The 19,065-nt window shown below is 66.9% G+C and carries 17 protein-coding genes; 14 read left to right on the top strand and 3 right to left on the bottom strand.

Annotated features, from left to right (window positions below):
- Window positions 1–20 precede the first annotated feature (20 nt).
- From ACFW0H_RS20085 to ACFW0H_RS20075, 3 genes are read right to left on the bottom strand one after another with little or no spacing between them, the layout of a single operon-like run.
- Entirely contained in the window at window positions 21–749 is a 729-nt protein-coding gene (locus ACFW0H_RS20085; protein ID WP_422915622.1) for a ComF family protein, read from the bottom strand.
- Window positions 750–771: 22 nt separating this feature from the next.
- Window positions 772–1,065 carry a hypothetical protein gene (locus ACFW0H_RS20080; protein WP_422915621.1) on the bottom strand — a complete coding sequence of 98 codons (294 nt, stop codon included), beginning with the start codon at window positions 1,063–1,065 and terminating at the stop codon, window positions 772–774.
- Between the two features lie 57 nt (window positions 1,066–1,122).
- Entirely contained in the window at window positions 1,123–2,040 is a 918-nt protein-coding gene (locus tag ACFW0H_RS20075) for a LysR family transcriptional regulator (protein ID WP_422915620.1), read from the bottom strand.
- A 126-nt stretch (window positions 2,041–2,166) separates the two neighbouring features.
- On the opposite strand from ACFW0H_RS20075, the gene ACFW0H_RS20070 reads away from it, so the two are divergent.
- From ACFW0H_RS20070 to ACFW0H_RS20005, 14 genes are all read left to right on the top strand, one after another.
- Complete coding sequence (locus ACFW0H_RS20070; protein ID WP_422915619.1) at window positions 2,167–2,925, top strand: 5-oxoprolinase subunit PxpA; 759 nt, start codon at window positions 2,167–2,169, stop codon at window positions 2,923–2,925.
- A 50-nt stretch (window positions 2,926–2,975) separates the two neighbouring features.
- The gene (locus ACFW0H_RS20065; RefSeq protein ID WP_422915618.1) at window positions 2,976–3,224 is read left to right on the top strand and encodes an acetyl-CoA carboxylase; all 249 of its coding nucleotides are present in this window, start codon (window positions 2,976–2,978) and stop codon (window positions 3,222–3,224) included.
- Window positions 3,225–3,235: 11 nt separating this feature from the next.
- Entirely contained in the window at window positions 3,236–4,621 is a 1,386-nt protein-coding gene (locus tag ACFW0H_RS20060) for an acetyl-CoA carboxylase biotin carboxylase subunit (RefSeq protein ID WP_422915617.1), read from the top strand.
- A 1-nt stretch (window position 4,622) separates the two neighbouring features.
- Window positions 4,623–5,501: a 5-oxoprolinase subunit B family protein gene (locus tag ACFW0H_RS20055; protein WP_422915616.1), complete on the top strand. Its 879-nt coding sequence runs from the start codon at window positions 4,623–4,625 to the stop codon at window positions 5,499–5,501.
- Window positions 5,494–6,468: a 5-oxoprolinase subunit C family protein gene (locus tag ACFW0H_RS20050; protein ID WP_422915615.1), complete on the top strand. Its 975-nt coding sequence runs from the start codon at window positions 5,494–5,496 to the stop codon at window positions 6,466–6,468. Before ACFW0H_RS20055 ends, ACFW0H_RS20050 begins: the two co-directional genes overlap by 8 nt.
- Window positions 6,469–6,564: 96 nt before the next feature.
- On the top strand, window positions 6,565–7,899 hold the full coding sequence (locus ACFW0H_RS20045) for a purine-cytosine permease family protein (RefSeq protein WP_422915614.1): 1,335 nt from the start codon (window positions 6,565–6,567) through the stop codon (window positions 7,897–7,899).
- Window positions 7,900–8,138: 239 nt separating this feature from the next.
- The gene (gene bioB, locus ACFW0H_RS20040; protein ID WP_422915613.1) at window positions 8,139–9,197 is read left to right on the top strand and encodes a biotin synthase BioB; all 1,059 of its coding nucleotides are present in this window, start codon (window positions 8,139–8,141) and stop codon (window positions 9,195–9,197) included.
- Between the two features lie 112 nt (window positions 9,198–9,309).
- On the top strand, window positions 9,310–10,491 hold the full coding sequence (bioF, locus tag ACFW0H_RS20035; RefSeq protein WP_422915612.1) for an 8-amino-7-oxononanoate synthase: 1,182 nt from the start codon (window positions 9,310–9,312) through the stop codon (window positions 10,489–10,491).
- Window positions 10,484–11,209, top strand: coding sequence for an alpha/beta fold hydrolase (locus ACFW0H_RS20030; protein WP_422915611.1), 726 nt, complete (start codon window positions 10,484–10,486; stop codon window positions 11,207–11,209). Before bioF ends, ACFW0H_RS20030 begins: the two co-directional genes overlap by 8 nt.
- Window positions 11,202–12,008, top strand: a complete 807-nt coding sequence (bioC, locus tag ACFW0H_RS20025; RefSeq protein WP_422915610.1) for a malonyl-ACP O-methyltransferase BioC — start codon at window positions 11,202–11,204, stop codon at window positions 12,006–12,008. Before ACFW0H_RS20030 ends, bioC begins: the two co-directional genes overlap by 8 nt.
- Before the next feature lies 1 nt (window position 12,009).
- Window positions 12,010–12,708 carry a dethiobiotin synthase gene (gene bioD / locus ACFW0H_RS20020; protein ID WP_422915609.1) on the top strand — a complete coding sequence of 233 codons (699 nt, stop codon included), beginning with the start codon at window positions 12,010–12,012 and terminating at the stop codon, window positions 12,706–12,708.
- Between the two features lie 331 nt (window positions 12,709–13,039).
- Complete coding sequence (locus ACFW0H_RS20015) at window positions 13,040–14,845, top strand: phenylacyl-CoA dehydrogenase (RefSeq protein ID WP_422915608.1); 1,806 nt, start codon at window positions 13,040–13,042, stop codon at window positions 14,843–14,845.
- A gap of 163 nt (window positions 14,846–15,008) precedes the next feature.
- Entirely contained in the window at window positions 15,009–16,802 is a 1,794-nt protein-coding gene (locus ACFW0H_RS20010; RefSeq protein WP_422915607.1) for an acyl-CoA dehydrogenase C-terminal domain-containing protein, read from the top strand.
- Window positions 16,803–16,988: 186 nt separating this feature from the next.
- Window positions 16,989–18,767: an acyl-CoA dehydrogenase C-terminal domain-containing protein gene (locus tag ACFW0H_RS20005; protein ID WP_422915606.1), complete on the top strand. Its 1,779-nt coding sequence runs from the start codon at window positions 16,989–16,991 to the stop codon at window positions 18,765–18,767.
- Window positions 18,768–19,065 lie beyond the last annotated feature (298 nt).

Here is a 19,065-nt window from a genome sequence, read left to right as displayed (position 1 = left end):
CGCTTCGCCGCGTCAAGCCTTCAGGCGTCGCCGGGGCGCGGCGTGCGCGCCAGGCAGTAGACGTCCACCCGCGCCGCGCCGGCGCGTTTCAGCAGGCGGGCGAGGAAGTGGGCGGTGGTGCCCGTGGTCAGCACATCGTCCACCAGCGCCAGGTGCAGGCCGCGCACCTCGGCCCGCTCGTGCAGGGCGAAGGCTCGGCGCAGGTTGCGGCGCCGGGCGGCGGCATCCAGGCCCTGCTGCGGCGGACCGTCCTCGACGCGCAGCAGCCAGTCGCTGCGCAGCGGAAGCCGCAGCTCATCGCCCAGCCAGCGGGCCAGCATCTGCGCCTGGTTGAAGCCACGCTGGCGCAGGCGTGGCGCCGCGAGGGGGACCGGCAGCAGGGCGGCAGGGCGCGGCAGGCCTTCGGCGAAAGCGTGTTCGAGGTGGCGCGCAAGCAGTTCCCCCAACAGCCGGCCGAGAGGCCAGCGCCCCTGGTGCTTGAAGCGGGTGATCAGGCTGTCCACCGGGAAGGCGTAGCGCCAGGGGGCCTCCACCCGTTCGAAGGGTGGCGGTCGTTTCAGGCACTCGCCGCAGGGCAGGCCTTCGGTGGGCAAGGGCAGGGCGCAGATGACGCAATGCCCGCCCAGCCAGGGCAGTTCGGCCTCGCAGCCGGTGCAGATGGGCAGGTCACCGCCAGTGGCGTGGCAGAGCAGACAGTCGGGTGTGTGGCGAAGCCAGGACGGCCGCAGCCGGGCGAGCAGTGGGTGCATGGTCCCCTCCCTGGGACGCGGTTCAGACGATCAGCCAGCTCATCACCGTCAGCCCCAGCAGGGTCAGCACCAGGCCGCCGATGATGGATTTGCGCATGAAGGCGCGGACGGCGCCGTAGAGCAGGAGCAGGCCGATGACCAGGAAGATCAGGCTGAAAAAGGAAACGTCCATGCCGATGGCCCGCGCCAGGCCATTGAGAAAGTCGTTGATGGCCTGGCCGACGCCGCTGAGTACGCCGGACAGCACATCAACGACGAAGCGAATGACGGTGCCGATGATCCGGCCGAGCCACTCGAAAAATCCTTCGGTACGCACTGCGTGGGGCTCCTTGAGAGTTGGGTGATCGCTTTGAGCTCGGCGTGGCGGTCGGGTTCAGCGGCGCGGGCTGCTCAGCTGCGGGGCCAGGAAGGAGTGCCGGAAGTACTCGCGGAACGCTTTCATCGGCTCGCTGAATTCCAGGTCACGGCGCCAGGCCAGGCCCACGCTCATCGGCGGCACCGCGTCAGTCAGGGAGAGGGTCTCGATGCGCCGTCCTTCCAGCGACCAGGGGCGGTACACCAGGTCCGACAGGATGGCTACGCCGGTACCGTTGGCCACCATGCTGCGCACAGCCTCCACCGAGCTGGTGCGCAGTATCACACTGGGCCGGAAGTCGGTCGACTCCCAGTAGCGCATGGCGGTCTGGTCCGCCTCGTCCACCGTCAGCAGGATGAAGGGCTCGCGGGCCACCTCGGCCAGGCCCACCGAGGCGCGCTCGCTCAACGGGTGGCGGTTGGGCAGCCAGAGGCGGCGCTCGGAGCTGAACAGGGTCTCGGCGGCGATATCCGGGTGGCGCAGGTTGGCGGTCAGCACCACGGCCATGTCCAGCGAACCGTCCAGCAGACCGCTTTCGATGGCTTCTCGCTCCTGCTCGAACAGGTTGAGCTGGATACCCGGGTACCACTGGGCCAGGCGTTGCAGGTGGTAGGGCAGGAAATAGCCCATCACCGTGTAGCTGGCGGCGACCTTCAGGCTGCCCTCGATGCTGGTGTCCGGCAGCGGACTCTTCAGGGCGTCCTCCACGCTGCGCAGGATCGAGTAGGCGTGATTGAGGAAGTGCCGGCCGCTGTCGGTCAGGGTCATGCCCTGGGGGGAGCGGATGAACAGGCTCACCCCGAGCAGGCCCTCCAGATCCTGGATGGCGCTGGTGACTGCCGACTGGGAAATGTTCAGGTGAATGGCGGCCTGGGAGATCTGTCCGACCTCGGCGGTGGCGACGAAATAGCGGACCTGGCGAAGGGTGAAGGCCATGGGGAACCTGCCTGGAGGGGTATCGATTTTTCAGAAACCAGTCTATCGAATAATAAATCTTCCCAATACCTGTGCCCCCTCTTAACGTCTTCCCATCGACATCCGACAACAAGAGGCAAACAGGTGATGACCGAGGTCGACCTCAATTCCGACATGGGCGAAGGGTTCGGTCCATGGACCATTGGCGACGGCGTCGACGCCCAGATCATGCCCCTGATCAGCAGCGCCAACATCGCCACCGGCTTCCACGCCGGCGACCCCAACATCATGTTGCGCACCATCGACATGGCCCGGCAGCACGGCGTCGGTATCGGCGCCCATCCCGGCTTCCGCGACCTGGTGGGCTTCGGCCGCCGGCACATCAATGCGCCGGCCCAGGAACTGGTCAACGACATGCTCTACCAGCTTGGCGCCCTGCGTGAGTTCGCCCGCCTGCGGGGCGTGCCGCTGCAGCACATCAAGCCCCATGGCGCGCTCTACATGCACCTGGCCCGCGACGAGGAGGCCGCCCGCCTGTTCGTGGAGACCCTGCGCCGCCTGGACCCGGAGCTGCTGCTGTTCTGCATGGACGGCTCGGCCACTTGCCGCGTTGCGGAGGAGTTGGGCCAGCCGGTGGTGCGCGAGTTCTACGCCGACCGCGAGTACGACGCCTCCGGCTCCATCGTGTTCATCCGCCGGGTCACCGCCTGGGACCCGCAGCAGGTCGCCGACAAGGTCCTGCGGGCCTGCCAGGAAGGCATTGTGCGCACCGTGGACGGCCAGGACATCCCGATCCGTTTCGATTCCGTGTGCATCCACAGCGATACACCCGGGGCGCTGGCCCTGGTCCAGCACACTCGAACCCTCCTCGAGTCCGCGGGTATCGCCATCAGGGCGCCGCGCTGATCTCTCCCCTTCCCAAGCCTGCCCAGACAATGAATACAAGAGGAACAGACATGGCTGAACATCAGGTTCTTTCGCCGCTTCCCGGCACCTTCTACCGCAAGCCGAGCCCCGAGGCTCCTGACTACGCCAAGGAGGGCGACGTCGTCGCCGCCGGCGCGGTGATCGGACTGGTGGAAGTGATGAAGCAGTTTTCCGAGCTGACCACCGACCTGGGCGGTCGGGTCCTGGCCTTCCACGCCGAGGATGGCGACCCGGTCGAACCGGGGCAGTTGTTGGCCGTTATCCAGACCGACGCGTGAGGGGACGGATGATGAGCGGTTCCATTCACAAGCTGCTGGTGGCCAACCGGGGCGAGATCGCCGTGCGCATCATTCGCGCGGCCCAGGCCCTGGGCATTCCGACCGTGGCGGCGTGCAGCGAGGCGGACGCCGACTCCCTGCCGGCACGCCTGGCCGACGAGGTGCGGGTGATCGGCCCGGCCCGCGCCGACAAGAGCTACCTGAACGCCGAGGCGCTGCTGCAGGCGGCTCTGGACAGCGGCGCCAACGCCATCCACCCGGGCTACGGCTTCCTCTCCGAGAACGCCGCCTTCGCCCAGGCGGTGGCGGACGCCGGACTGATCTTCGTCGGTCCCGATGCCGAGACTATCCGCCGCATGGGCGACAAGGCCGAGGCGCGGCGTACCGCCCAGGCCGCCGGCGTACCGGTGGTGCCGGGCTCTCCAGGCGAGCTGGAGAATCTGGACGCGGCGCTCGCCTGCGCCGAGCAGGTCGGCTACCCGCTGCTGATCAAGGCCTCCGCCGGCGGTGGCGGCCGGGGCATCCGTATCGCCCATGATGCCGAGGACCTGGCCCGGGAATTCCCCCTGGCCCAGCGCGAGGCCCAGGCCGCCTTCGGCTCCGGCGCCGTGTACCTGGAGCGCTTCATCCGCCAGGCGCGGCACATCGAAGTGCAGGTGCTGGGCGATGGCCGCCATGCGGTGCACCTGTTCGAGCGCGAGTGCTCATTGCAGCGCCGCCGCCAGAAGGTCTTCGAGGAAGCGCCATCCCCGGTGCTCAGCGATGCCCAGCGCGCGGCCCTGTGCGACAGCGCCGTGCGCCTGGCGCAGCAGATCGGCTATCGCGGTGCCGGCACCCTGGAATACCTGTTCGACGCGGTGAGCGGGGAGTTCTTCTTTATCGAGATGAACACCCGTATCCAGGTTGAGCACCCGGTGACCGAGATGGTGACCGGCATCGACCTGGTGCAGTGGATGCTGCGCATCGCCGGCGGCGAGCCGCTGTCGCTGCGCCAGGAGGACATCCGTCTGCAGGGCGCGGCGCTGGAGATGCGCATCAATGCCGAGGACCCGGCGCGCAACTTCTTCCCCAGCCCCGGCCTGGTGGAGTCCCTGGCCTGGCCGAGCGGGGCGGGCATCCGTGTCGAGAGCCACCTGTTCGAGGGCTATCGCGTGCCGGCCTACTACGACTCGCTGCTGGCCAAGCTGGTGGTGCACGGCGGCGACCGCGCGGAAGCCTTCGCCCGCGCCGAGGCGGCCGTGGCGGCGACGCGCCTGACCGGCATGGCCACCACCCTGCCGCTGCATCGCCTGCTGCTGGCCGATGCCGATGTGCGCGACGGCCAGTTCGACACCGGCACCCTGGAACCCTGGCTCGCCGAACGGGCCGACCTGCTGGCAGCCGCCCCGGAGGCCTGAGATGAACACTGAATCCGTGCGCTACAGCTTTGGCGGCGACGAGCACCTGTTCGCCGAAGTCTCCGAATCCATGTCGCTGGAGGCCTTCTTCCGCGGCATGGCCATCACCCGTGCCCTGGAGCAGGAGGACCTGCCCGGCGTGCTCGACATCTGCCTGTCCAACGCCTCCTTCCAGGTTCGTTTCAACCCGGATGCGATCGCCCCCGAGACGCTGCTGGAGAAGGTCCGCCAGCTGGAGGACCGCACCACGGCCGAGCGCCGCCTGGAGACCCGCATCATCGAGATCCCGGTGCTCTACAACGACCCCTGGACCCACGAGACGCTGATGCGCTTCCGCGACCGGCACCAGGACCCGGCATCCACCGACCTGGAGTACGCCGCGCGCATCAACGGCTACGCCGACGTACAGGCCTTCATCGACGCCCACAGCGGCTCGCCCTGGTTCGTCTCCATGGTGGGCTTCGTCGCCGGCCTGCCCTTCATGTACCAAATGGTCGAGCGCGAGCAGCAGTTGCAGGTGCCCAAGTACCTGCGCCCGCGCACCGACACGCCGAAGCTCACCCTGGGCCACGGCGGCTGCTTCGGCTGCATCTACTCGGTGCGTGGCGCTGGCGGCTACCAGATGTTCGGCGTGACCCCGGCGCCGATCTACGACCCCGAGCAGCGCCTGGGCTACCTGCAGGATTCCATGGTGTTCTTCCGCTCCGGGGACATCGTGCAGTTCAAGCCCATCGACCGTGCCGCCTACGACCAGGCCATCGCCGAGGTCGAGGCGGGAACCTTCCAGCTGCGCATCCGGCCGGTCACCTTCGACCTGGATGCGTTCATCCAGGATCCGCAAGGCTGCAAACAGCGCCTGCAGGAGGTGCTTCATGATTAAGGTGCTGAAACCGGGCCTGGCCACCTCGATCCAGGACGCGGGCCGGGAAGGCTACTACCACCTGGGCATCCCGCCCTCTGGCGCCCTCGACCAGTTCGCCCTGCGTGCCGCCAACCTGCTGGTGGGCAATGCGCCCACCGCCGCGGCACTGGAATGCACCCTGCTGGGTCCGCAACTGGAGTTCCAGCGCGATGCCCTGGTGGCCGTTACCGGCGCGCGCATGACGCCGCGCCTGGACGGCGCCGAGATGCCCCAGGACACGGCCTTCCGCGTGCGTGCCGGACAGGTGCTGGGCTTCGACTACATCAAGGCCGGTGCCCGTGGCTACGTGGCCATCGATGGCGGCATCGAAGTGCCGGAGGTGCTCGGCAGCCGCTCCACCTACGGGCTGGGAGCCCTCGGCGGCTTCCAGGGACGGCGCCTGGCCGCCGGGGACGAGCTGCCGCTCGGCAAGCCCGCTGGCGAGGGGCGCGAGGGCCTGGCCCTGCCGCGTTCGTTGCAGATCGAGGTGGGCGGCGAGGTGACCCTGCGCGTGGTGCCCGGGCTCTATGTGCATCGCCTCACTGACCGGGCGGTGGAGCAGTTCTTCGCCGACACTTGGACCGTGGGTTCGGAAGCGGACCGTACCGGTTATCGATTCAAGGGCGGCACGCCGCTGGAGTTCGTGCCTCGCGAGCAGCCGTTCGGCGCTGGTTCCGACCCGTCGAACATAGTCGACGCCTGTTACCCCATCGGTTCCATCCAGGTCCCGGGAGGCCTGGAGCCGATCATCCTGCATCGTGACGCGGTCTCCGGCGGCGGCTACGCCACTATCGGCACGGTGATCAGCCCCGACCTCGACCGCATGGCGCAGATGCAGCCCAACCAGAAGGCCCGCTTCGTCGCCATCAGCCTGGAGGAAGGGCTGGCCGCGCGGCGCCAGTACAACCAGCAGCTGGAACGCTTGCAGCGCTTCTTCCTCGCCTGATCCATCCACGCGGTCATCGCGGAGTCCGGCGGCCCCTAAAGGGGCCGTCGCGGTCCCGTGCGGCCGGTATTCAGCCTCCATAGCGGAGAACCCCAGATGGCAAGCCTGTCGAAACAAGAACAAGATATCGACCTGTCCACCCACCCCGTACCCCTCGACGCCCGCATGGGCAAGCTGTCGCTGACCATGGCCTGGTGGGCCGTGTGCAGCGCCATGTTCTACATCGTGGTCGGTGCCTCGCTGGCGCTGGCCTACGGCGCGCGCAACGCCATTGTCGGCATGCTGCTGTCGGTGGTCTGCTACGGCCTGGTCAACGCGGTGATCAGCCGCTTCGCGGTGCGCAGCGGCCTTTCGGTGGCGCTGTTTTCCCGCGTGCTGTTCGGCCGCCTCGGCGCCTCCCTGGCGACCCTGATCTTCTTCTCCACCGCCATCTACTACGCGGTCTTCGAGGGCTCGGTGATCGCCGTGGCGTTCAACCATCTCTACCCATCGATTTCCTACCCCGTGGCGGCGCTGCTGGTGGTGCTGTACAGCGTGCCGCTGATCTTCGGCAGCGTGCAGAACTGGCTGGACAAGTTCAACGGCGTGCTGCTGCCGTTCTACCTGTTCGGGCTGCTGGCGGCGGTGGCGCTGTCCATCGGCGAGTACGGCTATCAGCCGCAGTGGCTCGACTTCGGCCCGGCCCAACCCTCCGCCACCGGCTGGTGGGACTGCTTCACCGCCTACATGGGCGTGTGGGTGCTGATGATGTTCACCTTCGACTACGCCCGCTTCGGCAAGCCGGAGGACGCCCGCTATCACGGCCGCTGGAACTTCGGCATGCCCTTCTACCTGGTGACCTTCCTGCTCAACGGCGTCGCCGGCATCTACCTGGCGGCCAGCATGCCGCGCCAGGGTGAGCTGAGCGAAGTCACCGTGGTGATGGCGATCCTGCAGCTGATGGGCATCTGGGGGCTGCTGTTCGTCTGGGTGACCCAGACCCGCATCAACACCGCCAACTACTACCTGGCCACGGTGAACATGCAGGCGTTCTTCGGCGACCTGCTGCGTTTGCGCCAGTCGCGCGTGGCCTGGGCGCTGGTGGTGGGTGCGGTGGTTTACGGCCTGATGCTGGCGGACGTGTTCAGCTGGCTGCTCAAGGCGCTGGCCTGGCAGGGCGTTTTCGTCGTGGCCTGGGTCGGCGTGGCGTTGGCGCACATCCTCGGCAAGGGGGCGGCGCAGCTGACAGGCTCTCTCAGCCTGAATGCCAGCGGGTTGGCCGCCTGGTTCTGCGGCGTGCTGCTGGGCTTCGTGCTGATGCAGGCCGGTGGCGTGCTGCAGTCGTTCTCGGCGCCGCTGACCTTCCTGGTTTCGGCGGGCGTGTATGGAGCCGCGCTACGGTTGCGCCCGACGGGAGAGTCGGTCCTGGCCAAAGGACTTGCCGATCAATAAGCGGGCAGACCGAAGGGTGCGCTGCGCGCACCAGGCATTGGCGCCGAATCTGGTGCGCATGGCGCACCCTACGGTCAACTCAGCTGGACTGATCAATAAATGATCAGATGTCAACCTGTGTCGCGATCATGGTTGACAGCGTCACAGCTCCACATATGATGCCCTAAGCCTGAATTCCCGGACTCAAAGTCCGGTCATCCCTGACAAGAGCCGCCACACAAGCGTCGAAGGAAACCTCCATGAGTGCAACTGCATCCATCGCTACCCGTCACGACTGGTCCCTCGCCGAGGTGAAGGCCCTCTTCGAGCAGCCGTTCAACGACCTGCTGTTCCAGGCCCAGACCGTTCACCGCGCGCACTTCGACCCGAACCGGGTACAGGTTTCCACCCTGCTGTCGATCAAGACCGGCGCCTGCCCGGAAGACTGCAAGTACTGCCCGCAGTCCGGCCACTACAACACCGGCCTGGACAAGGAAAAGCTGATGGAAGTGCAGAAGGTCCTCGAGGCCGCTGCCGAAGCCAAGGCCATCGGCTCCACCCGCTTCTGCATGGGCGCGGCCTGGAAGCACCCGTCCGCCAAGGACATGCCCTACGTGCTGGAAATGGTGAAGGGCGTGAAGAAGCTCGGCCTGGAAACCTGCATGACGCTGGGCAAGCTGAACCAGGAGCAGACCCAGGCGCTGGCCGAAGCCGGCCTGGACTACTACAACCACAACCTGGATACCTCGCCGGAGTTCTACGGCAACATCATCACCACCCGCACCTACAGCGAGCGCCTGCAGACCCTGGCCTACGTGCGCGAGGCGGGGATGAAGATCTGCTCCGGCGGCATCCTCGGCATGGGCGAGTCGGTGGATGACCGCGCCGGCCTGCTGATCCAGCTGGCCAACCTGCCGGAGCATCCGGAGTCGGTGCCGATCAACATGCTGGTCAAAGTGCAGGGCACCCCGCTGGCCGAGGAGAAGGACGTCGATCCGTTCGACTTCATCCGCACCCTGGCCGTGGCGCGCATCATGATGCCGAAGTCCCACGTGCGCCTGTCCGCCGGCCGTGAGCAGATGAACGAGCAGATGCAGGCCCTGGCCTTCATGGCCGGCGCCAACTCGATCTTCTACGGCGAGAAGCTGCTGACCACCGCCAACCCGCAGGCGGAGAAGGACATGCAGCTGTTCGCCCGCCTCGGCATCAAGCCGGAAGAGCGCGAAGAACACGCCGACGAAGTGCACCAGGCCGCCATCGAGCAGGCCCTGGTTGAGCAGCGCGACTCGCAGCTGTTCTACGACGCCGCATCCGCCTGATGCTCCGTCTGGTGGATGGAAGAAGCGCCATCCACCCTACGCAGAATCCGACCTCTTCGTAGGGTGGATAACCCGCCTGCGGTTATCCACCAGCTACCGGTGATCCATTCCGATGTCCTTCGATCTCGCCTCCCGCCTCGCCGCCCGCCATGCGGACAACCTCTATCGCCAGCGTCCGCTGCTGGAGAGCCCCCAGGGGCCCGAGGTGGTGGTGGACGGCCGGCCCATGCTGGCCTTCTGTTCCAATGACTACCTGGGCCTGGCCAACCATCCCGAGGTGGTCCGTGCGCTGCGCGATGGTGCGCAGAAGTGGGGCGCCGGTGGCGGTGCCTCGCACCTGGTGATCGGCCACAGCGGCCCGCACCACGACCTGGAGCTGGCCCTGGCCGAATTCACCGGGCGACCCCGAGCGCTGCTGTTCTCCACCGGCTACATGGCCAACCTGGGCGCGGTCACCGCGCTGCTGGGCAAGGGCGATACCGTGCTGGAAGACCGTCTCAACCACGCCTCCCTGCTGGATGCCGGCCTGCTTTCCGGGGCGCGCTTCTCGCGCTACCTGCACAATGACGTCGACAGCCTGGCCAGCCGGCTGGAGAAGGCCGAAGGCAATACCCTGGTGGTCACCGACGGCGTATTCAGCATGGACGGCGACCTGGCCGAGTTGCCCGCCATCTGCGCCGCGGCCCGTGCGAAGGGCGCCTGGGTGATGGTGGACGACGCCCACGGCGTCGGCCCCCTGGGCGCCAATGGCGGCGGCATTGTCGAGCACTTCGGCCTGGGCCTCGAAGACGTCCCGGTACTCGTGGGTACCCTGGGCAAGGCCTTCGGCACCGCCGGCGCCTTCGTCGCCGGCAGCGAGGAGCTGATCGAAACCCTGATCCAGTTCGCCCGTCCCTACATCTACACCACCAGCCAGCCGCCCGCCGTGGCCTGCGCCACGCTGAAGAGCCTGGAACTGCTGCAGCGCGAGGGCTGGCGCCGCGAGCACCTGGACAAGCTGATCCGGCGCTTCCGCGAAGGCGCCGCCGAGATCGGCCTGACCCTGATGGACAGCCCGACGCCGATCCAGCCGATCATGGTTGGCGACAGCGCCCGTGCCCTGAAGCTGTCCGCCCTGCTGCGCGAGCGCGGCATCCTGGTCGGCGCCATTCGTCCACCCACCGTGCCGGCCGGCAGCGCGCGACTGCGCGTCACTTTCTCCGCCGCCCACAGCGAAGAGCAGCTTGAATCCTTGCTGAGTGCCCTCGCCGAATGCTGGGCAACCCTGGCGAAGGAGGAAGCCGCCGATGCGTGAACGCCTGATCCTGCTGCCCGGCTGGGCCATTGGTCCCGCCGCCCTCGACCCGCTGCGCGAAGCCCTGCTGGAGCGCGCACCGCACCTGGCGGTTGAGGTGGCGCCGCTGCCCGCCCTGGAGCAGGCCGGCAGTTGGCTCGACGAACTGGACGCCCGCCTGCCGCGCGACACCTGGCTGGCCGGCTGGTCCCTCGGCGGCATGCTGGCCGCACAGTTGGCCGCACGCCGTGGTGATGCCTGCCGCGGCCTGGTCGGCCTGTGCAGCAACATGAGTTTTCGCGACCGCGACGACTGGCCCTGCGCCATGTCCCAGGAAATCTTCGCGGCCTTCCATGAAGCCTGTCGGCTCGATCCGGCGCAGACCCTCAAGCGCTTCACCATGCTGGTAGCGCAAGGCGCGCGGGATGCCCGTACCCTGGCGCGCCAGCTGCAGGTCACCCAGGCCCCCACCGATCCCAGGGTGCTGGAGGCCGGCCTGCGCCTGCTGGACGTGCTGGATACCCGCGCCGCGCTGCAGGGCTATGGCGGGCCGCAGCTGCACCTGTTCGCCGGGCGCGACGCCCTGGTGCCGGCCGCCGCCGCCGATGCCCTGTTGAACTGGCTGCCGGATGTGGAGGTGCAGGTCTTCGCGGACGCCAGCCACGGCCTGCCGCTGGAAAAGCCGGAAGAGGTGGCGGCGGCCATCCTCGCTTTCATGTGCGAGGGCGAGGATGACTGATCCACGCTTCGACGACGGCCCGCTGCCGGACAAGCGCCAGGTAGCGGCGTCCTTTTCCCGCGCGGCCGAGAGTTACGACAGCGTCGCCGCGCTGCAGCGCGCGGTCGGCAACGAACTGCTGCGCCGCCTGCCGGACGGCTTCGCGCCGCGTCACTGGCTCGATCTCGGTTGCGGCACCGGCTACTTCTCCCGCGCCCTCGCGGAGCGCTTCCCGGAGAGCGAAGGCCTGGCCCTGGATATCGCCGAAGGCATGCTGCGCCATGCCCGCCCCCAGGGGGGCGCCAGGCGCTTCGTCGCCGGGGATGCCGAACACCTGCCGCTGGCCGGCGCTACCCAGCAACTGATCTTCTCCAGCCTCGCCGTGCAGTGGTGTTCGGACTTCGCCGCGGTTCTCGCCGAGGCCCGTCGCGTCCTGCAGCCGGGCGGCATCTTTGCCTTCAGCAGCCTGTGCGTTGGCACCCTGCAGGAACTGCGCGACAGTTGGCACGCGGTGGATGGCTTCGTCCACGTCAATCGCTTCCGCCGCCTGGAGGACTACCAGGACCTCTGTGCCGCCAGCGGCCTGCTGCCGCTGGACCTGGACAGCCAGCCCCAGGTGCTGCACTTCCCTGACCTGCGCAGCTTGACCCACGAACTCAAGGCCCTCGGCGCCCACAACCTCAACCCTGGCCGCCCCGGCGGCCTGACGGGACGTGCGCGCATCCTTGCACTGGTGGACGCCTACGAGCGCTTCCGCCAGCCCCAGGGCCTGCCGGCCACCTACCAGGTGGTCTATGGCGTATTGCAGAAGGAAGACTGATATGGCGGCCGCCTATTTCGTCACCGGTACCGACACCGAAATCGGCAAGACCACCATCGCCGCCGGCCTGCTGTGCGCGGCCCGGGCGAAAGGCCTGTCCACCGCCGCGGCCAAGCCGGTGGCATCCGGCTGTGAGGAAACCGCCCAGGGCCTGCGCAACAGCGATGCCCTGGCGCTGCTGGGGGAGTGCTCGCTGCCGCTGTCCTATGACGAGGTCAATCCGCTGGCTTTCGCACCGGCCATCGCCCCCCACCTGGCGGCGCGGGAAGCGGGTGTCCAGTTGGATGTCGAGGCCCTGGCCACTCCGGTGCGCCGGATGCTGGCGAAGGAAGCCGACTTCAGCCTGGTGGAAGGCGCCGGCGGCTGGCGCGTGCCCCTCGCCGGGGCGGCCAGCCTGTCCGACCTGCCCATCGCCCTCGGCCTGCCGGTGATCCTGGTGGTGGGGGTGCGCCTGGGTTGTATCAACCATGCGCTGCTGACCGCCGAGGCGATCCTGCGCGATGGCCTGCCCCTGGCCGGCTGGGTGGCCAATGTGGTCGATCCGCAGACCTCGCGCCTGGAAGAGAATCTCGCCACTCTCGTCGAGCGCCTGCCCGCGCCCTGCCTTGGCCGCGTGCCGCGCCTGGCTACAGCGACGCCCGCGTCCGTGGCGCAGCACCTCGATCTTTCCCCCTTGGGTATCGCCCTGGGCCGGGGCTGATGGCGCAGGGCAGGATGGCCCGCCCGGCACCCTGATCGGCATCCGCGCCTGACCCCTCCGGGCCGCCTCGGCCCCTTTCATCCCTGTTCCCCGCACCTGCATCCGGGCCGGCGCTGTCCCGCTGTTTCTTGAACTTTACTGTCTGAAGGCAGGGCCGCCGGCTGCCTGTCAGGGACGTGACCGGCCGGTCGGGCGGAGCGCTTGACAGGGCATTGGCATAAACGTATGTTTCAAACGACTGTTTGATTGCTCCGGCGATCACCACCACATGCCGCAAGCGACCGGCGCTCCGGTCAGCTGAACTAGGAACCCACCGCAGAGGTTTACCGCTATGCCTGATTACAAGGCCCCCTTGCGTGATATTCGTTTCGTTCGCGACGAACTGCTCGGCTACGAAGCGCACTATCAGAGCCTGCCTGGCTGCCAGGACGCCACCCCGGACATGGTCAACGCCATCCTCGAAGAGGGCGCCAAGTTCTGCGAGCAGGTGATCGCTCCGCTGAATCGTGTGGGTGATACCGAGGGCTGCACCTGGAGCGAGTCCGGTGTGAAGACCCCGACCGGCTTCAAGGAAGCCTACAAGCAGTTCGTCGAAGGCGGCTGGCCGAGCCTGGCCCATGACCTCGACCACGGCGGCCAGGGCCTGCCGGAATCCCTGGGCCTGGCCATCAGCGAGATGGTCGGCGAAGCCAACTGGTCCTGGGGCATGTACCCCGGCCTGTCCCACGGCGCGATGAACACCCTCTCCGCCCACGGCACAGACGAGCAGAAGCACACCTACCTGACCAAGCTGGTATCCGGCGAGTGGACCGGCACCATGTGCCTGACCGAGCCGCACTGCGGTACCGACCTCGGCATGCTGCGCACCAAGGCCGAGCCCCAGGCTGATGGTTCCTACAAAGTCTCCGGCACCAAGATCTTCATCTCCGCCGGTGAGCACGACATGGCCGACAACATCGTCCATATCGTCCTGGCCCGCCTGCCCGACGCTCCGGCTGGCACCAAGGGCATCTCCCTGTTCATCGTGCCGAAGTTCATGCCCACCGCCGAAGGTGGCGTGGGCGAGCGCAACGCTGTTTCCTGCGGCTCCATCGAGCACAAGATGGGCATCCACGGCAACGCCACCTGCGTGATGAACTTCGACGGCGCCACCGGTTACCTGATCGGCCCGGCGAACAAGGGCCTGAACTGCATGTTCACCTTCATGAACACCGCCCGCCTGGGTACCGCGCTGCAAGGCCTGGCCCACGCCGAGATCGGTTTCCAGGGTGGCATCAAGTACGCCCGCGAACGCCTGCAGATGCGCTCCCTGACCGGCCCGAAAGCGCCGGACAAGGCGGCCGACCCGATCATCGTCCACCCGGACGTGCGCCGGATGCTGCTGACCATGAAGGCCTTCGCTGAAGGCAACCGCGCCATGGTCTACTTCACCGCCAAGCAGGTGGACATCGTCAAGTACAGCCAGGACGAAGAGCAGAAGAAAGCCGCTGATTCCCTGCTGGCCTTCCTGACTCCCATCGCCAAGGCCTTCATGACCGAAGTGGGCTTCGAGTCCGCTTCCCACGGCATGCAGATCTACGGCGGCCACGGCTTCATCAGCGAGTGGGGCATGGAGCAGAACCTGCGCGACTGCCGTATCTCCATGATGTATGAAGGCACCACCGGCGTTCAGGCCCTCGACCTGCTGGGCCGCAAGGTGCTGATGACCCAGGGCGAAGCGCTCAAGGGCTTCACCAAGATCGTGCACAAGTTCTGCCAGGCCAACGAAGCCAACGAAGCCGTCAAGGAATTCGTCGAGCCGCTGGCCAAGCTGAACAAGGAGTGGGGCGAGCTGACCATGAAGGTCGGCATGGCCGCCATGAAGGACCGCGAGGAAGTCGGTGCCGCTTCGGTGGATTACCTGATGTACTCCGGTTATGCCTGCCTGGCCTACTTCTGGGCCGACATGGCTCGCCTGGCCGCCGAGAAACTGGCTGCCGGCGAAGGCGACGCCGCCTTCTACAAGGCCAAGCTGCAGACCGCGCGCTTCTACTTCAAGCGCATCCTGCCGCGTACCCGCACCCATGCCGAAACCATGCTGTCGGGCGCCAACAACCTGATGGACCTGGCCGAAGAAGACTTCGCCCTGGGCTACTAAGGTTCTCGTGCTGTAGGAAGAGCCCGCCATTTGGCGGGTTTTTCCGTTGGGGAGACAGGGGTGGTTATGACGCTGCATTCAGCAGCGGCAGCGTCGTTGTGGGCAGGATGGAGCCGCAGTAGGGTCGAAGGATCGAGTGCCGTTCCTTCAAGGAGAACCTGCCATGCCCGAGTACAAGGCCCCCCTGCGCGACATCCGCTTCCTCATCGGCGAAGTATTCGACTACCCGGCCAGCTACGCGGCCCTGGGCGCGAGCGACGCGACCCCGGACATGGTCGACGCCATCCTCGAAGAGGGCGCCAAGTTCTGCGAACAGGTGCTCTCGCCCATCAACCGCTCCGGCGACGAAGAGGAATGCCAGTGGCACGACGGCGTGGTGACCACGCCCAAGGGCTTCAAGGAAGCCTTCGCCCAGTACGTCGAAGGCGGCTGGAACGGCCTGGCGGCGGACCCGGCCTACGGCGGCCAGGGCCTGCCCCATTCCCTCGGCCTGATCATCAGCGAGATGGTCGCCTCGGCCAACCAGTCCTGGGCCATGTACCCGGGCCTGACCCACGGCGCCATGTCGGCCATCCATGCCCATGGCAGCGAAGAGCAGAAGCAGACCTACCTGACCCGCCTCACCGAGGGGCGCTGGACCGGCACCATGTGCCTCACCGAGCCCCATTGCGGCACCGACCTCGGCATCATCAAGACCCGCGCCGTGCCCCAGGCCGACGGCAGCTACGCGATCTCCGGAACCAAGATCTTCATCTCCGCCGGCGAGCACGACATGAGCGAGAACATCGTCCACCTGGTGCTGGCCAAGCTGCCCGACGCCCCGGCCGGCACCAAGGGCATCTCGCTGTTCATCGTGCCCAAGTTCCTTCCGCGAGGTGAGGGCATCGGCGAACGCAACGCGGTGGCCTGCGGCTCCATCGAGCACAAGATGGGCATCAAGGCTTCGGCCACCTGCGTGATGAACTTCGACGGCGCTAAGGGATTCCTCATCGGTGAGCCGAACAAGGGCCTGAACTGCATGTTCACCATGATGAACCACGCCCGCCTCGGCACCGGCATGCAGGGCCTCTGCCTTGGCGAAGCCAGCTACCAGGGCGCCGTGCGCTACGCCAACGACCGCCTGCAGATGCGCGCCCTCACCGGGCCCAAGGCACCGGACAAGCCCGCTGACCCGATCATCGTGCACCCCGACGTGCGCCGCATGCTGCTGACCATGAAGGCCTTCAACGAGGGTAACCGCGCCCTGGCCTATTTCACCGCGCAGCAACTGGACATCGCCCACCGCAGCGAGGATGCCGCCGCGCGCGAAGAAGCGGAGAACCTCCTGGCGTTCCTTACCCCCATCTGCAAGGCCTTCATGACCGAGTCCGGCCTGGAAGCCACCAACCTCGGCATGCAGGTGTTCGGCGGTCACGGCTACATCCGCGAATGGGGCATGGAGCAATTGGTGCGCGACTGCCGCATCGCGCCCATCTACGAGGGCACCAACGGCATCCAGGCCCTGGATCTGCTCGGGCGCAAGGTGCTGGGCAGCCAGGGCAAGCTGCTGCGTGGCTTCACCCGGCTGATCCACAAACTCTGCCAGGCCCAGGCCGAGCACCCGCGCTTCAAGGCCCAGGTGGCCGAACTGGCGCGCCTCAACCAGCAGTGGGGCGAGTTGACCCAGAAGGTCGGCATGGCCGCCATGAAGAACCCGGACGAGGTGGGCGCCGCGGCCCTGGATTACCTGATGTACTCCGGCTACATCACCCTGGCCTTCTTCTGGCTGCGCATGGCCCTGGTGGCCGAAGGCAAGCTGCAGGCGGGCGAGGGTGACAGTGCCTACTACCAGACCAAGCTGGCCACTTGCGATTTCTACATCAAGCGCCTGCTGCCGCGCACCGAAGCCCACCGGGCGGCGGTGGAGGCGGGCAGCGATTGCCTGATGCAGCTGCCGGCGGAGCACTTCGCGCTCTGATCGCCGATGGACGGTACGAGGCCCGCCTGGCGCGGGCTTTTTCCGTTTTCTGATTGGTGCGACTGAATGTGACTTTTCGGTCACTAAGTGGCGCTATGTCTCTGTAATGTTGCCCATGTACACTGCGAACCACTTCCGTGAAACCGGCCGCCCCTGGCCACCTGTTAGTGTTTGCGAGGTTTGCACATGGCTGACTACAAAGCGCCCCTGCGCGATATGCGCTTCGTCCTCAACGAAGTCTTCGAGGTTGCCAAGCTCTGGGCGGAACTGCCGGCCCTGGCCGAGGTGGTCGATGTCGATACCGCCTCCGCGATTCTGGAAGAGGCCGGCAAGGTCACCGGCGGCGTGATCGCTCCGCTGAACCGCAGTGGCGACGAAGAAGGCTGCCAGTGGAAGGACGGTGCCGTGAGCACTCCGGCCGGTTTCCCCGAGGCCTACAAGACCTACGCCGAAGGCGGCTGGGTCGGCGTGGGCGGCGACCCCGTCTTCGGCGGCATGGGCATGCCCAAGGTGATCTCCGCCCAGGTGGAGGAGATGGTCAACGCCGCCAACCTCTCCTTCGGCCTCTACCCCATGCTGACCGCCGGCGCCTGTCTGTCGATCAACGCCCATGCCAGCGAAGAGCTGAAGGAAAAGTACCTGCCGAACATGTACGCGGGTGTCTGGGCCGGCTCCATGTGCCTGACCGAACCCCATGCCGGCACCGACCTCGGCATCATCCGCACCAAGGCCGAACCCCAGGCCGATGGCAGCTACAAGATCACCGGCACCAAGATCTTCATCACCGGCGGCGAGCACGACCTGACCGAGAACATCATCCACCTGGTGCTGGCCAAGCTGCCGGATGCCCCGGCCGGCCCGAAGGGTATCTCCCTGTTCCTGGTGCCCAAGGTGATGGTCAACGCCGACGGTTCCCTGGGCGAGAACAACGCCCTGTCCTGCGGCTCCATCGAACACAAGATGGGCATCAAGGGCTCGGCCACCTGCGTGATGAACTTCGACGGCGCTACCGGCTACATCGTCGACGCTCCGAACAAGGGTCTGGCGGCCATGTTCACCATGATGAACTACGAGCGCCTGGGCGTCGGCATCCAGGGCCTGGCCTCCGGCGAGCGTTCCTACCAGAGCGCCGTGGAATATGCCCGCGAGCGTATCCAGAGCCGCGCCCCGACTGGCCCGGTGGCCAAGGACAAGGCGGCCGACCCGATCATCGTGCACCCGGACGTGCGCCGCATGCTGCTGACCATGAAGGCGGCCAACGAAGGCGGCCGTGCATTCTCCACCTACGTCGCCATGCAACTGGACACCGCCAAGTACAGCGAAGACCCGGTCGTGCGCAAGCGTGCCGAAGAACTGGTGGCCCTGCTGACCCCGGTGGCCAAGGCTTTCCTCACCGACCTCGGCCTGGAGACCACCGTCCACGGCCAACAGGTGTTCGGCGGCCACGGCTTCATCCGCGAGTGGGGCCAGGAGCAACTGGTGCGTGACGTGCGCATCACCCAGATCTACGAAGGCACCAACGGCATCCAGGCCCTGGACCTGGTGGGTCGCAAGGTGGTGGCCAGCGGCGGCGCGTTCTACAAGCACTTCGCCGACGAGATCAAGGCCTTCGTGGGCGGTGCTTCCGCCGAACTGGCCGAGTTCACCGGGCCGCTGAAAGCTGCCGTCGCCAACCTCGACGAACTGACCGCCTGGGTCCTGGACCGCGCGAAGAACAACCCGAACGAGATCGGCGCCGCTTCGGTGGAGTACCTCCACGTGTTCGGCTACACCGCCTACGCCTACATGTGGGCGCTGATGGCTCGGTCGGCGCTGGGCAAGGAAGGCCAGGACGACTTCTACGCCAGCAAGCTCGGCACCGCGCGCTTCTACTTCGCCCGCCTGCTGCCGCGCATCCACTCCCTGTCCGCCTCGGTCAAGGCCGGCAGCGAGTCGCTCTACCTGCTGGACGCCGCGCAGTTCTAAGCGACACGCCGAGAACACGAAGCCCCGCAATTGCGGGGCTTTGTTTTTTGGTCGTGCAGGGGGGCTAACTCATTCCCGAACAGATCGCAATGTGGCCCGTCTGGCTGCCGTGGGCGCGTTCCTCGCCGTCCTCCGTATCTGGGCCATAAGATTTGCCAGGCTAAGCACCAAATCGTGTAAGCAAAGGCTTACAAATGCTGGTGGTTTTGGCTCCTACCGGGCCCGAGTGGCCATGGCTAATCTTCACCTCATTGGACGTCGCGCAGGAAGCGCACTGCAAAACAGGGATACGCCGGAT

Origin of the sequence: Metapseudomonas cellulosilytica (genome assembly GCF_049334135.1) — a bacterium.
In the GTDB taxonomy this organism is placed as follows: Bacteria; Pseudomonadota; Gammaproteobacteria; order Pseudomonadales; family Pseudomonadaceae; genus Metapseudomonas.
Note: the sequence above shows the minus strand (reverse complement) of the source record. Positions and strands in the feature narration are given on the sequence as shown.